Consider the following 13,610-nt stretch of genomic DNA (forward strand, 5'->3'; position numbering starts at 1 on the left):
GTCCAGCATGTGCGGGCGATACGCGGCGACGGCCAACCCCGACGAGCTGGTCGAGGAGTTCGAGGTCGAGGACGACCGTTCGCTGGAGCCCGTGCGCACCATCCTGAAGAACCCGCAGAACCCTCCCGCCGGCACTCCCGACTGGAACATGGCCCCGAGCAAGCTGGCGCCCGTGGTCCTCAGCCGGGTGCCGCGCGAGCAGAAGGAGGAGGGGTATGCCGGCGAGCCGGCCGGCGTGCGCCAGCTCCGGTTGCTCACGTGGGGCCTCGTGCCGAGCTGGGCCAAGGACGTGAAGGTCGGCATGCGGATGATCAACGCCCGCGCCGACTCGGTGCTGGAGAAGCCCTCGTTCGCCCGGGCGGCGGCGGCCCGGCGCTGCCTCGTCCCGGCCCAGGGGTGGTACGAGTGGCAGAAGTCCCCGGTGGCCACCGACGCCAAGGGCAAGCCGCGCAAGCAGCCGTTCTTCACCCACCGGGCCGACGGTGACGTCGTCGCGTTCGCGGGCCTGTACGAGTTCTGGCGGGACAAGGACGTCGCCGACAAGGACGACCCGGACGCGTGGCTGACGACCTTCACCATCCTCACCACCGACGCCGAGCCCGGGCTCGACCGCATCCACGACCGCCAGCCCCTGGTGCTCGAGCGTGCGGACTGGGCGGCCTGGCTCGACCCGACCATGACCGACCTGGGCGAGGTGGGCCGGCTGCTGGGACCGCGGCCGCCGGGCCGGTTCGAGGCGTACCCGGTCGGGGCGGCGGTGTCGTCCAACCGCAGCAACGGCCCCCAGCTGGTCGAGCCCGCCGGGCTGGACGAGCTCGACGGCGTGGTCGATCCGATGACCGGCGAGATCATCGGCACCGGCGGCCGGGGAGCCCCCGGTGAGGGCGGGCCGAACCCGAGATGACACCGCGGACGACGCGCACCGAGGTCGACACCCCGATGGGGCCGGCCCGCATCCACCTCACCCGGCCGGCCGACGTCGGCGGGGTGCTGGTCCTGACGCACGGCGCAGGTGGCAGCCTCAGGGCGCCCGAGTTCGCCCCGCTCCGGGACGCCCTCGTGGCCGACGGGTGGGCCGTCGCGCTGGTCGAGCAGGCCTGGGTCCTCGCGGGGCGCAAGATGCCGCCGCAGGCGCCGACCCAGGACCCTTCCTGGCTGCCGGTGGTGGAGTGGCTGCGGTCGGGGCGGCGGCGCCTGGCCGGACCGCTCGTCGTGGGTGGCAAGAGCAACGGGGCGCGGGTCGCGTGCCGCACGGCGCACCTCTCCGGCGCCGACGGCGTCCTGGGCCTGTCCTTCCCGCTGCACCCGCCGGGACGGCCCGAGGCCTCGCGGGCGCAGGAGCTGCGCACCCCGCTCGCCCACGGCATACCCCTGCACGTGGTCCAGGGGCGCACCGACCCGTTCGGGACGCCCGAGGAGGTGCGCGCCGAGCTGCCGGACCCGGCCCTGGTGAGCGAGGTGACGGGCGGCCACGCGTTCCCGCGCAACCCGGTGGACGTCGTCGCGGCGGCCCACCGGTTCGTCGCCCTCCTCGCCTGAGGTCTCCCGGCCCGCGGTGGGTGTCGGGCGCCCGGTGACGGACCGTGCACCGACGGGGAATGAGGGTCCCCGTGGCGTCGTTGACACCGGTGTCCAACCCCGACCCGCGGAGAGACTGCCTGTGCCCACTGTGACCGATCGCCCGAGCCGTCGACGTGTCGACCTGTCGCCGACGGGCCCCCTGGGCTTCTCCGCCCCCATCGCCGAGCCCGTCCGTGCGGCGCACGGGCTAGGCTGGAGGGCAATGAGCGACACACCCGACACCACGGTCGACGTGGCCACCGAGTCACCGGCCGAGCGGCAGGCCCGCTTCGAGCGCGAGGCGATGCCCCTGCTCGACCAGCTGTACTCCGCGGCCCTGCGCACGACCCGCAACCCCGCCGACGCCGAGGACCTGGTCCAGGAGACCTACACCAAGGCGTTCGCGGCGTTCCACCAGTACAAGCCCGGCACCAACTTCAAGGCGTGGATGTACCGCATCCTCACCAACACCTACATCAACAGCTACCGCAAGAAGCAGCGGGAGCCCCAGCAGTCCGACGCCGCGGAGATCGAGGACTACCAGCTCGCCCGTGCCGAGTCGCACACCTCCTCGGGCCTGCGCTCCGCCGAGGTCGAGGCGCTGGACCACCTCCCCGACACCCAGGTCAAGCGGGCGCTGCAGGAGCTGCCCGAGGACTTCCGGATGGCCGTGTACCTCGCGGACGTCGAGGGATTCGCCTACAAGGAGATCGCGGAGATGATGGACACCCCGATCGGCACCGTCATGTCACGCCTGCACCGTGGCCGGCGCCAGCTGAGAGAGCTGCTCACCGAGTATGCCGCCGAGCGCGGCTTCGCAGCGCAGGGTGCGGACCGATGAGCGGCGAGGGCTGCGGCCGCACGGCAGGCGAGGACCCCGCGTCGGGCACCGACTGCTCGGAGGTCCTGCACCGCGTCTACGAGTACCTTGACGGCGAGATGACCCGTGACGACACGGAGAAGATCAAGCAGCACCTCGACGAGTGCGGCCCCTGCCTGAAGGAGTACGACCTCGACCAGGCGCTCAAGGCGCTGGTCAAGCGCTCGTGCGAGAACGAGGCGGCACCCGTGGAGCTGCGCACCCAGATCGTCGCGCGCATCACGACCCTGCGGTACCAGATCAGCGAGTAGCACGACGCACCGGGCGCGGCCCCGGACGCACGAAGCGGGCGGTTCGACCTGGTCGAACCGCCCGCTTCGTGCTGCGTCGGAGCGCGTGCTCAGGCGTTGGGCTTGCGGCCGTGGTTGGCCGCGTTGCCCTTGCGCGAGCGGCGCTTGCGGGCGCGCTTGCTCATGGGATTTCGCTTCCGTCGGGGGGTGGTGGTGCCGAGACGACACCCGGGCCACCGACCAGTCTCTCATACCGGGGTGCGCGCTCCTGCCGTACCGGGCAGTTAAGGCCCCTTCCGAGCCGAAAAGCTCGCCGAACGGGGGAGGGCAAGGTTCAAGACTTGGCAAAGAAGGGGTCTGTTGCAGGCAAAAGAGACCAGTTGGCGGGCATCATAGACCCGTCGACCAAGCGAACCCCTGACGGTTGGCGACAAGTACCGGCCCGAACCAACCGAACGGCTGAGTTCGTACTCGGGCAGAAGGAGCAGCAGCCATGAAGGCTATCACCACCCTCTTCGAGTCCATCCTCAGCAACGACGAGTCGATCGTCTGGAACCCCACCGACGGCCCGACCGAGTTCTCCCGCGGCTGGAGCTGGGCGCCGGTGGACGCTGCTGCGCGCGGTTGGTCCTGGGCCCCCTGATCCGCGGCCGCGCCGGCTCGGCGCCGGTGACGCGCAGCAACCCCGGCAACGCGGTGTCACGTCAGCTGCGGCATCACCCCCCTAGATTTGTCCTGTGAGCCAGGACTCCCGATCCGACGGGCGCAACTCGCGCCTCGGCAGCCGCGTCACGCTGGCGTTCGTCGCCTTCGTGGTCGTCCTGGCTGTCGCCCTCCTCGGGTGGGGATGGTCGCTCTCGGGAACCCCCCGCGACTGGTTCGCGGTGGCACTCCTGTCGTCCTTCGGACTCACGGGATGGCTGCTCCGTGAGACCCACGTGGGCGCGCGTGTGCAGCTCAGCTTCATCAGCATCATCCTGCTGGCATCAGCAGTCATCGTCGGCCCGGTGGGAGCCGGCCTCGTCGGGGCGCTCGCCACGCTCCTGAAGTTCGACCGGGCGAAGCTCATCGTCCGTGTCTTCAACGTCGCGATGTTCTCCAGCGTCGCGTCCCTCGGCGGCCTGGTGTATCTCTGGGCCGGGGGCATGGCCCGGATCCCCGCGGAGACCGGAGCAATGGACATTCTCGTCGGCGTGGGGATCCCGCTCCTCGTGGCTGACGTGACGCAGTGCCTGCTCAATGCCCTGTTGATCGCGGGGATCCTGCGGGCCGCGAGCGGTAGCCCGGTGCGCCCCCAGGTTGTCCTGCTCCTCAGTACGTCCGGACTGGCCTACATCGGCTACGGAGTCATCGGCTTCCTGTTCGTGGTGCTCTGGATCCCGGCCGGGGTCGGCTGGTTCAGCTCCCTCCTCGTCCTGGCGCCGCTGTTCGTCGCACGCTGGGCGTTCGAACAGTACGGTGAGGAGTTCAGGGCCCACGAGCGGACCCTGCGCGCCCTTGTCGTCGCCGAGGAGAAGAAGGACCCGCTCACGGCCGGGCACAGCGAGAGGGTGGCCCAGCTGAGCGAGTGGCTCGCGGAGTCCCTGAACCTGGGGCACAAGGAGATCCAGGACGTCCGTACGGCGGGCATGCTCCACGACATCGGCAAGGTCGGCGTGCCGGCGCGGTACCTGCGCTCGCGCAAGCCGCTCGAGGACGAGGACCTCGTCGTCATCGCCGAGCACGCCGGCGCCGGCGTCGAGCTCGTCCAGGGGATCGAGTTCCTGTCCGGGTCGCTCGACGGCATCGCGCACCACCACGAGCGGTACGACGGCCTGGGCTACCCTTCCGGCCTCGCCGGGGAGGGCATACCCCTGGTCGCCCGGATCGTCGCCGTGGCCGACTCCTTCGACGCCCTGACCACCGAGCGGTCCTACCGGCCGGCCCTCGACGTCGCCGAGGCCGTCCAGGTCATGCGCGACCGAGCGGGCACCCACCTGGACCCCCTCGTCGTCGACGCCCTCGGCAAGGTGCTCGCCCGGCATCCGTGGCAGCCCACGGTCCGCCCCGCCGAGGGGGCGAGCCCCTCGCTGGCGCTCGACCACGACGAGCCCGAGGTGTCGGACCGGCTCGCCCTGCGCCGCGACCTGCGCGCGCACATCCACGGCGTCCCCGACGTCCGCGGATCGGCCAGGATGAGCTCGTGACCGGGAGCTGGCGGACCGTCCGGTTGGGGGCGCCCATCGCCGTCCTGGCCCTGCTGGTGGCCGTGGCGTCGTGGTGGTCCGCGGCGCCCCACCTGGGTTCGCTGGTCGGGGACGAGTGGGGCCGGCTGCTGCTCTTCCTCGTCGCCATCGCGCTGGGGGAGACCGCGCGCCTGACCATCCTCACCGGCCGCGAGACCGCCCCCATGTCGACCGCGGCGGCGCTCGGCCTGGCCTTCTCGACCATCGCGTCCGACGGCCGTCCCGCCATCGGTGCCGACGTGGTCATCGCCACCATCAGCGCGGGCATGCTCGTGGGACAGGGCCTGCGCCGCGCCCGTGGAGCCGTCCCGCAGTGGGGCGACGTCGCGGCGCGACTGCTCGGTGCTGCCGTGGCCCCCGTGCTCTTCCGGCAGCTGGACTTCCGGGACCACACGCTGCTCGACTGGCAGGCCCAGTGGGAAGGCCGCCGTTGGCTCGTGGCGCTGGTGATGCTGCTCGTGGGCAGCGCCGCCATGGTGGTCGACCTCACGCTGGAGGCGTGCATCCGGGCCGACCGGCAGGAGGCGCCGCTGCTGCCCGCGATCCTCGACGAGTACCGGTCCGTGGGGGCGCTCGCCAGCGCCCTGGTGACTTCGGGGGCGCTCATCGCGCTGGCCGAGGTAGCCATCGGGGTCGCGTCGGTCCCGCTGTTCCTCTTCCCGCTGGTGCTCACCTACTTCGCGGTGCAGCGGTACGCCTCGATCCGCACCACCTACCGGCAGACCATCGGCGCGCTTTCGTCGCTCACCGACCTGGCCGGGTACACCCGGGCCGGCCACGGCTCGCAGGTCTGCGACCTCGCCGTGGCGGTGGGTCGCGACCTCGGGATGGGCCACCGCGAGCTCACTGACCTCGAGTACGCCGCACTGCTGCACGACCTTGGCCAGGTCGCGCTCCGCGAGCCGATCCCGCAGGGAGCCACCGTCATGGCCGCCCCGGCGGACCAGCAGCGGATCGCCCAGGACGGAGCGGAGATCGTCCGGTCCACCGGCGTCCTCGACGAGGTCGCCACCATCCTCGAGGCGCAGACGACGCCCTACCGGCAGGTCCGCGAGTTCGGGCAGGACCTGCCGCTGTCGAGCCGGATCATCAAGGTGGCCAACGCCTACGTCGACCTCGCCGGACCCGACGAGAGCCAGGACGAGCACGCGATGGAGCGGATCCACCTCGGTCTGGGCTATGAGTACGACCCGCACGTGGTCGACTCGCTCTCGCGGGTGCTCACCCGCCGCCGGCGCGCGGCCGGCGCCTGACCCGGCACACGACGAGGGGGTGGTGCCGGACCGACGTCCGGCACCACCCCCTGTCTGCAGGCGCCCGGGTCAGGGTGACCCGGTGGTGAGGTGCACGTCGGTCTCGAGGTGCTTCTCCACGCGGGGGTCGCCCGCGTCGGCGAAGTAGTCGCCCTTGATCGTCTCGTCGTGGCCGCTGTCCACCTTGAGCGCGTTGAGGATCAGCGTCAGCACGGCGGCGACGATGAGGTTGAGGACGAACGCGGTCATCGCGATGTAGCCCATCTTGCCGATGCTCGGGATCATCGCCAGCGAACCGCCGAAGTGGGCCTTGGTGGCCGGGTTGACCACGTTGTAGGCGGTGAGCGTGCCGTAGACCATGCCGACCGCCCAACCGGCGAGCAGTGCCCAGCGGTGGAACCACCGCGTGTAGAGGCCGAGCACGATGGCGGGGAACGTCTGCAGGATCCAGATGCCGCCGAGCAGCTGGAAGTTGATGGCGTTCTGCTTGTCCAGCGTCAGCACGAAGACGAGCGCGAACGCCTTGACCAGCAACGAGACCAGCTTGGAGACCTTGGCCTCCTGGGCGTGGGTGGCGTCCGGCTTGATCCAGTCCTTGTAGATGTTGCGGGTGAAGGTGTTCGCGGCCGCGATCGACATGATCGCCGCGGGCACGAGTGCCCCGATCGCCACCGCCGCGAACGCGACCCCGGCGAACCAGCTCGGGAACATGTCCTCGAACAGCTGGGGGATGACCAGCTGGGCGTTGGGCTTGCCGTCGAGGCCGATCGGCTTGGTGCCGGCCTTGATGGCGACCCAGCCGAGCAGGGCCAGCAGGCCGAGCACGAACGAGTACGCCGGCAGGATCGAGGCGTTGCGCCGGATCGTGTTGCGGTTCTGGCTCGAGAGCGTCGCCGTGATCGAGTGCGGGTACATGAACAGGGCGAGCGCCGACCCGAGTGCCAGCGAGGCGTAGGCCCAGTACTGCTGGCTGTTCGGGATGAACGCCCCCGCGGGCTTCCCTGTGGCCGGGTTGGGCTTGGCCATCTTCGCCTCGGCGGCGCCGAACACGGAGTCCCAGCCGCCGACCTTGGACGGCAGGTAGATGACCGCGACGATGATGACGAGGTAGATCAGCGCGTCCTTGACGAAGGCGATGACCGCCGGGGCGCGCAGGCCGCTCGAGTACGTGTACGCGGCGAGCAGCGCGAAGGCGATGAACAGCGGCAGGTCCTTGGCGAGGGCGTTGCTGCCGCCGAGTCCTGCCACCTCGAGGACCGCCTGGATACCGACGAGCTGCAGCGCGATGTACGGCATCGTCGCGAGGATGCCCGTCAGCGAGACGGCCAGGGACAGCCCTCGCGAGCCGTACCGGCCCTTGACGAAGTCCGCCGGCGTGACGTACCCGTGCCGGTGGCTCACCGACCACAGGCGGGACATGAAGATGAAGATGATCGGGTAGAGCACGATCGTGTAGGGGACGGCGAAGAAGCCGCTGACCGCACCCAGCGCGAACATGGCTGCCGGGACAGCGACGAAGGTGTAGGCCGTGTAGAGGTCGCCGCCGAGGAGGAACCAGGTCACCCAGGTGCCGAAGCGGCGGCCGCCGAGGCCCCACTCGTCGAGGGACTCCATGCTCTCGGCACGGCGCCAGCGGGTGGCCAAGAAGCCCATCGCGGTGACGAGGAGGAAGAGCACGACGAGGACCGCGAGGGCGACCCCGTTGACGCCGGTGTGGGCGGCGGCGGGGACCAGGGTGGTCATCGGTCACCGTCCACGGCGTCGCGGTCGGTGCCCGTCCGGCCGTCGGTCCTGCCACCGGTCATGGGCCGGTGCGGCCGCGCCTTGAGGACCAGCCGGTAGGCCGTGTACGTCATCCCCGAGCACAGGAAGACCCACAGGAACTGGTACCAGATGAAGAAGGGGAACCCGCCGAGCTTGGGCTCGACCTTGGCATAGCTGCTCACCCACATCAGGGCGATGATGGGGATCGCCAGCAGGACTGCGGCCGCGGCCAGCATCCCTTTGTTGGCGGGTGGAACGGTGTCGTGGTCGACAGCGTTGTCGGTGCTCACCTCTCGTACCTCCACATGAGGAAAGGGCGGGCTGCGTTCGCAGTCCGCCTTGCACCGTATTCCTGGAAGTCCCGGTCGTGGGGGATCTCGCCGTGGCGTCTTGCGCCGGTAGGTGGGTTGCCAGCGCCGAGCGGTCGCCATCCCCGCGATCCCGTCAGCCACAGGACGCGCGAAGGGCCGGTCTGCACGGTGCGGACCGGCCCTTCGGATGGGGAGGTGAGGCGCCTCAGGCGGCCTTGGTCTCCTTGAAGATCTTGTCGATCTCGTCGATCTTGGCGAGCAGCTCGTCGGCCTTGCCGGCGTCGAACTCGCCCTTGGTGCCGGACGCGCCCGCGAGCTTGGTCGCCTCGTTGAAGAGGGTGTGCAGCTGCGGGTACTTCTCGAAGTGCGGCGCCTTGAAGTAGTCGGTCCACAGCACCCACAGGTGGTGCTTGACCAGCTCGGAGCGCTGCTCCTTGATGACCACCGCGCGGGTGCGGAAGTCGGGGTCGTCGTTGTCGGCGACCTTGGCGATGATCGCCTTGATCGACTCGGCCTCGATGCGGGCCTGGGCGGGGTCGTAGACACCACAGGGCAGGTCGCAGTGGGCGCTGACCTCAGTGGTGCGGAAGAAACGGGAGAGCATGCGAATCCCTTCTGCGAGATGGACCATCACGTGCTCCACCAACCTACCCCGCGCCCCCACCGGTCGCACGGCGCCCCCTGACCCTGGGCAGACGCAGGCGGTGGGGGAGGCGGAACAGCACGAGACCGCGGATCTGGTCGCGCGCCAGCGAGCCGACGCCGTAGGTCCACGAGTCGGCGACGCCGGGCATCGCCTGGTTGTCGCTCTCCACCCAGTAGCGGCGGGGGTCCTCGGGGTCGCGCATGGTGACCCGCTTGACCGCGAGCGGCCGGGGCGCGCCCGACTCGTCAGGGGGGAGTCGGACGATGGCGAGCCGTCCCAGCTTCGGGGGAGCGCCGCGCAGGACGACCATCCGGTCGCCGGTGTGCAGCGTGGGCTCCATCGAGCGGCCCTTGACGACGACGAGGCAGAGGCTCAGCACTACTCGTCGCGTTCCTGGTGCATCCGGCGCAGGAACGAGCGGGTGCGTTCGTGCTGCGGGTTGCTGATGACCTCGGAGGGCTTGCCCTCCTCGACGACCACACCGGCGTCCATGAACACCACCCGGTCGGCGACCTCGCGGGCGAACCCCATCTCGTGGGTGACGACGATCATGGTCATGCCGTCGTGGGCGAGCTGGCGCATGACCTGGAGCACGTCGCCGACGAGCTCGGGGTCGAGGGCGGACGTCGGCTCGTCGAAGAGCATGAGCTTCGGCTGCATCGCGAGGGCCCGCGCGATGGCGATGCGCTGCTGCTGGCCACCGGAGAGCTGGGAGGGGTATGCCGCGTGCCGGTCCTTGAGGCCGACCTGCTCGAGGAGGGTCATGGCGCGGTCGCGGACGTCCTTCCTCTTCTCGCCCTTGACCTGGATCGGCGCCTCCATGATGTTCTCGAGCGCCGTCATGTGCGGGAAGAGGTTGAACCGCTGGAACACCATCCCGATGTCGCGGCGCTGGGTGGCGATCTGCTTGTCGGTGAGGTGGTGCAGCGTGCCGCCCCTGTCGGTGTAGCCCATGAGCTCGCCGTCGACCCAGATGCGGCCGCCGTCGATCGACTCCAGCTGGTTGATGCACCGCAGGAAGGTCGTCTTGCCGGAGCCGGACGGCCCGAGCAGGCAGACGACCTCGCGCTGCTGGACGTCCATGTCGATGCCCTTGAGGACCTCGTTGCCGTGGAACGCCTTGGTGACGTTGACGGCGTGGACGAGGGGGAAGTCCTTGTTTCGTGCCGCGGCGTCCGAGGCCGCGCCGCGGGTGCGTCGCGAGGCGGCGGCGCCCGGCGACGCGTCGGCGTTGCTGGTCGTGTCGGTGGCCATCAGTGGTCCGCCCCGATCTTGAGGAACCGGGCCCGGTTGGCGGCGGTGGGCTGGCCGAAGCCGCGGCCGAACCGCTTCTCGAGCCAGGACTGCCCGACCATGAGGACCGAGCAGATGATGAGGTACCAGGTCACCGCCGCGACGTAGGAGCCCATGATCCGGTAGGTCTGGTTGGCGACGGCCTGGGTCTGGAAGAAGAGCTCGACGTTCACCGGCACAGCGGCGAGAAGCGAGGTGTCCTTGACCATGGCGATGGTCTCGTTGCCCGTCGGCGGCACGATGACCCGCATCGCCTGCGGGAGCACGATCCGCCGCATCGTCTTGCTCGACGACATGCCGAGGGCCTGGGCGGCCTCGGTCTGCCCCCGGTCGACCGACAGGATCCCGGCGCGGGCGATCTCGGCCATGTAGGCAGCCTCGGAGAGCCCGAGGCCGATGATGCCGACGATGATGCCGCTGCTGATCGTGCGGACGTCCAGCGTCCAGAAGGTCGGGTCGCCGAAGCCGAAGGCCTTGGCGATCTCCTTGCCGAAGGGGATGCCGAAGTCGAGCGTCGGGTAGAGGTACAGCACGCCGACACCGAGGACGGCGAGCAGCACGTACCGAGGGATGGCGCGGAAGAACCAGGTGTAGACGAACGACACCCCACGCAGCACGGGGTTGCTCGACAGCCGCATGATGGCGATGAGCACCCCGCCGACGACGCCCAGGATCATCGAGAAGATCGTCGTGAGAATGGTGCCCTGGACCAGCCCGCTGAGGACCGGCTTGTAGTTCATCACCTTGAGCGCGAACCCGAAGTCCCACTTCGGGTTGGTCACCCAGGAGCTGATCATCATGGCGACCAGCACGGCGATGACGGCCAGCGCCACCCACCGCCACGGGTGCGGCACGGGTCGGGCGTGGATCGCCCCCGGGCGGGCGCCGTCGCCGGCGCCCGCCCCGGTCGAGCCGGGCCGCTGTTGCGTTGCCTCGGTCATGGTGCCTGCCTCTCGGCGGGTCAGGGGTTGACGGCGAAGTCGGTGATCGACCCACTGTCGTTGCCCCACTTGCTGAGGGCTGCCTTGTAGCTGCCGTCCGCCGCGGTCGCCTTCAGCGCGTCGGCGATGGCCTGGGCGAAGTCGGTCTCGTCCTTCGGCACGACGAAGCCGTAGGGGGCCGAGTCGTAGATGTCACCGAGCGCCTCGAGCTGCCCGTTGGTCTGCTTGACCGCGTAGAGGCAGACGGGGGAGTCGGCGAGCATCGCGTCGGCCTTGCCGGAGACCAGGTCGGCGGTGACCTTCGACTGGTCCTGCTCGACGATCTGCTTGATGGCCGGCTTGCCGGCGGCGATGCACTTCTTGGAGCGGGCGGTCAGGTCGTCGACCTGCACCGTGCCCTTCTGCACACCGATGGACAGGCCGCAGGCGTTGGCCGGGTCGACCTTCTTCGGGTTGCCCTTCTTCACCGCCCACTGGGTGCCGGCGTTGAAGTAGCTGACCATGTTGACCTGCTTCTTGCGCTGGTCGTTGATGGTGAAGGAGGAGACGCCGATGTCGTACTTGCCGCTGCTCACACCGAGGATGATCGTGTCGAAGCCGGCGTTCTGGAACTCGGCCTTGAGCCCGAGCTTGGCGGCGACCGCGTTGAAGAGGTCGACGTCCATGCCCTGGACGGTCTTGCCGTCGCTGGCGAGGAACTCGTTGGGGGCGTAGGAGGCGTCGGACCCGACGACGATCGTGCCCTTGTCCTTGATCTTCTGCGGGACCTTGGCGGCAAGGGCCTGGTCCACGCCCCCGCCGGAGCTGGAGGACGAGGACGAGGAGGAGCTCGAGCTGCTCGAGGACGACGAACCGGTGTCGAGCGAGCTGGAGCCGCACGCGCTCAGGGCGAGTCCGGCCGTGGCCAGGCCCGCGACCAGGGCGGCGGCGGGGCGAAGGCGTGAGGTCATGCTGGTGAGGTCCTTCCTCGGGGTATGCCGCGTGGCTGGGACGGTTTGCCCACCACGGCTGTGGGGATAGGGGCATCCTGCCAGCCATACCTGCGAACGGCGCCAGTCCTGCCCAGATCGTTTCCGTCTCGCATCCGAGAACCTGTGACGCGACGCCGGTCACACTCTTGTCACGAGGGGTGGTGGCCTCCGGGGGCGCTGTGCCACGATGAACTCGCGGGTAAACCCCCGCCTCTGCGTTTCTGTGTGGCCACACCCGGCTCCATCTCGAGACCGCGCGGTTCGATCCGTGCGCGGTGTGCCCCAACGCCCCCTCCTTCTTCTGAGGTGACCTTCCGTGTCCGCGTCTCCGTCGTACCCGTTGTTCGACCCGTTTTCCCCGGTCTTCCGGGCGCACGAGGGCGGCAAGCTAGGTGTACACGCCACGCAGCAGCTGCGTGACCGGGCCGACCTGTCCCTGCTCTACACGCCCGGGGTGGCCGACGTGTCGCGTGCCATCGCGGCCGACCCGTCGCTCGCCGGCCGGTACACCTCGCGTTCCAACACCGTGGCGGTCGTCTCCGATGGCACGGCCGTCCTCGGCCTCGGCGACATCGGTCCGCTCGCGGCGATGCCGGTCATGGAGGGCAAGGCCGTCCTCTTCAAGCACTTCGGCGGCGTCGACGCCGTGCCCGTGTGCATGGAGACCGGCACGGTGGACGAGCTGGTCGACGCCATCGCCCGGATCGCGCCGACGTACGGGGGCATCAACCTCGAGGACATCTCGGCGCCGCGGTGCTTCGAGATCGAGCGACGCCTCCAGGAGCGGCTCGACATCCCGGTCTTCCACGACGACCAGCACGGCACCGCGATCGTCGTCCTCGCCGGGCTGCTCAACGCTGCGAAGGTCGTGGGCCGCGAGCTGGCCGGTCTGCGGGTGGTGGTGTCCGGGGCCGGCGCGGCGGGCGTGGCCGTGACGCGGCTGCTCGCCCGGGCCGGGGTCGCCGACATCGTCGTGTGCGACTCGCGCGGCATCATAGCCCCGTCCCGCACCGACCTGGGGGAGCAGGCGCACAAGCGCCGGCTCGCCGCCACGACCAACCCCCGGGGCCTGTCCGGCTCGCTGGGCGACGCCCTCGTGGGTGCCGACGTCTACGTCGGGGTCTCCGGTGGCCAGGTGCCCGAGGCACAGGTCGCGCGGATGGCTCCCGGCTCGATCATCTTCGCCCTGGCGAACCCCACGCCGGAGGTCCACCCTGAGGTGGCTGCCCGGTATGCCGCGGTGGTCGCCACGGGCCGGTCGGACTACCCGAACCAGATCAACAATGTGCTCGCCTTCCCTGGGATCTTCCGTGGGGCGCTCGACTCGGGGGCCCCTCAGGTCACCGAGGCGATGAAGCTGGCCGCGGCGCGCGCTATCGCCGACCTGGTGCCGGAGCCCAAGGCGGACGAGATCGTCCCCAGCGTCTTCGAGCTCGGAGTCGCCGACGCCGTCGCCGCTGCCGTGGGAGGACGCGCCTGAGACGGTGATGGCCGAGGTGGATGCGGACGGCAACTAGGATGAGCACGTTTGTCGGG

General features: G+C 70.2%; 16 protein-coding genes. 8 read left to right on the top strand and 8 right to left on the bottom strand.

What is annotated here, in order from left to right; genetic code table 11:
- Nucleotides 1-7: 7 nt before the first annotated feature.
- The 4 genes from ACYVDO_RS11760 (at nucleotide 8) to rsrA (ending at nucleotide 2,691) form a co-directional block, all read left to right on the top strand.
- Nucleotides 8-904, top strand: coding sequence for an SOS response-associated peptidase (locus ACYVDO_RS11760; RefSeq protein ID WP_460936036.1), 897 nt, complete (start codon nucleotides 8-10; stop codon nucleotides 902-904).
- Nucleotides 901-1,539 carry an alpha/beta hydrolase family protein gene (locus ACYVDO_RS11765; RefSeq protein ID WP_460936038.1) on the top strand — a complete coding sequence of 213 codons (639 nt, stop codon included), beginning with the start codon at nucleotides 901-903 and terminating at the stop codon, nucleotides 1,537-1,539. Before ACYVDO_RS11760 ends, ACYVDO_RS11765 begins: the two co-directional genes overlap by 4 nt.
- Nucleotides 1,540-1,783: 244 nt before the next feature.
- On the top strand, nucleotides 1,784-2,401 hold the full coding sequence (locus ACYVDO_RS11770) for a sigma-70 family RNA polymerase sigma factor (RefSeq protein ID WP_460936040.1): 618 nt from the start codon (nucleotides 1,784-1,786) through the stop codon (nucleotides 2,399-2,401).
- Nucleotides 2,398-2,691: a mycothiol system anti-sigma-R factor gene (gene rsrA, locus ACYVDO_RS11775; protein ID WP_460936043.1), complete on the top strand. Its 294-nt coding sequence runs from the start codon at nucleotides 2,398-2,400 to the stop codon at nucleotides 2,689-2,691. The genes ACYVDO_RS11770 and rsrA overlap by 4 nt, the downstream gene beginning before the upstream one ends.
- 89 nt (nucleotides 2,692-2,780) lie before the next feature.
- On the opposite strand, the gene ACYVDO_RS11780 is transcribed toward rsrA, so the two are convergent.
- The gene (locus ACYVDO_RS11780) at nucleotides 2,781-2,855 is read right to left on the bottom strand and encodes a 50S ribosomal protein bL37 (protein ID WP_369791897.1); all 75 of its coding nucleotides are present in this window, start codon (nucleotides 2,853-2,855) and stop codon (nucleotides 2,781-2,783) included.
- A gap of 308 nt (nucleotides 2,856-3,163) precedes the next feature.
- Between ACYVDO_RS11780 and ACYVDO_RS11785 the strand changes: the two genes are divergently transcribed.
- From ACYVDO_RS11785 to ACYVDO_RS11795, 3 genes are all read left to right on the top strand, one after another.
- The gene (locus tag ACYVDO_RS11785; RefSeq protein WP_460936045.1) at nucleotides 3,164-3,313 is read left to right on the top strand and encodes a hypothetical protein; all 150 of its coding nucleotides are present in this window, start codon (nucleotides 3,164-3,166) and stop codon (nucleotides 3,311-3,313) included.
- 94 nt (nucleotides 3,314-3,407) lie between these two features.
- Nucleotides 3,408-4,856 carry an HD-GYP domain-containing protein gene (locus tag ACYVDO_RS11790; protein WP_460936047.1) on the top strand — a complete coding sequence of 483 codons (1,449 nt, stop codon included), beginning with the start codon at nucleotides 3,408-3,410 and terminating at the stop codon, nucleotides 4,854-4,856.
- On the top strand, nucleotides 4,853-6,148 hold the full coding sequence (locus ACYVDO_RS11795; protein ID WP_460936049.1) for an HD-GYP domain-containing protein: 1,296 nt from the start codon (nucleotides 4,853-4,855) through the stop codon (nucleotides 6,146-6,148). The genes ACYVDO_RS11790 and ACYVDO_RS11795 overlap by 4 nt, the downstream gene beginning before the upstream one ends.
- Before the next feature lie 69 nt (nucleotides 6,149-6,217).
- On the opposite strand, the gene mctP is transcribed toward ACYVDO_RS11795, so the two are convergent.
- The 7 genes from mctP to ACYVDO_RS11830 all read right to left on the bottom strand — a co-directional run bounded on the left by mctP (nucleotide 6,218) and on the right by ACYVDO_RS11830 (nucleotide 12,053).
- Nucleotides 6,218-7,891, bottom strand: coding sequence for a monocarboxylate uptake permease MctP (gene mctP, locus ACYVDO_RS11800; RefSeq protein ID WP_460936051.1), 1,674 nt, complete (start codon nucleotides 7,889-7,891; stop codon nucleotides 6,218-6,220).
- Complete coding sequence (locus ACYVDO_RS11805; RefSeq protein WP_460936053.1) at nucleotides 7,888-8,202, bottom strand: DUF3311 domain-containing protein; 315 nt, start codon at nucleotides 8,200-8,202, stop codon at nucleotides 7,888-7,890. Before ACYVDO_RS11805 ends, mctP begins: the two co-directional genes overlap by 4 nt.
- Before the next feature lie 226 nt (nucleotides 8,203-8,428).
- The gene (sodN, locus tag ACYVDO_RS11810; protein ID WP_310154854.1) at nucleotides 8,429-8,827 is read right to left on the bottom strand and encodes a superoxide dismutase, Ni; all 399 of its coding nucleotides are present in this window, start codon (nucleotides 8,825-8,827) and stop codon (nucleotides 8,429-8,431) included.
- 43 nt (nucleotides 8,828-8,870) lie between these two features.
- Entirely contained in the window at nucleotides 8,871-9,248 is a 378-nt protein-coding gene (locus ACYVDO_RS11815) for a S24/S26 family peptidase (protein WP_460936056.1), read from the bottom strand.
- Complete coding sequence (locus ACYVDO_RS11820) at nucleotides 9,248-10,123, bottom strand: amino acid ABC transporter ATP-binding protein (protein ID WP_460936058.1); 876 nt, start codon at nucleotides 10,121-10,123, stop codon at nucleotides 9,248-9,250. The genes ACYVDO_RS11815 and ACYVDO_RS11820 overlap by 1 nt, the downstream gene beginning before the upstream one ends.
- The gene (locus ACYVDO_RS11825; RefSeq protein WP_460936060.1) at nucleotides 10,123-11,103 is read right to left on the bottom strand and encodes an amino acid ABC transporter permease; all 981 of its coding nucleotides are present in this window, start codon (nucleotides 11,101-11,103) and stop codon (nucleotides 10,123-10,125) included. The genes ACYVDO_RS11820 and ACYVDO_RS11825 overlap by 1 nt, the downstream gene beginning before the upstream one ends.
- 20 nt (nucleotides 11,104-11,123) lie before the next feature.
- Complete coding sequence (locus tag ACYVDO_RS11830; protein WP_460936062.1) at nucleotides 11,124-12,053, bottom strand: ABC transporter substrate-binding protein; 930 nt, start codon at nucleotides 12,051-12,053, stop codon at nucleotides 11,124-11,126.
- Nucleotides 12,054-12,390: 337 nt separating this feature from the next.
- Between ACYVDO_RS11830 and ACYVDO_RS11835 the strand changes: the two genes are divergently transcribed.
- The gene (locus tag ACYVDO_RS11835) at nucleotides 12,391-13,554 is read left to right on the top strand and encodes an NAD(P)-dependent malic enzyme (protein ID WP_460936064.1); all 1,164 of its coding nucleotides are present in this window, start codon (nucleotides 12,391-12,393) and stop codon (nucleotides 13,552-13,554) included.
- Nucleotides 13,555-13,610 lie beyond the last annotated feature (56 nt).

Source organism: Phycicoccus ginsengisoli (genome assembly GCF_054779295.1).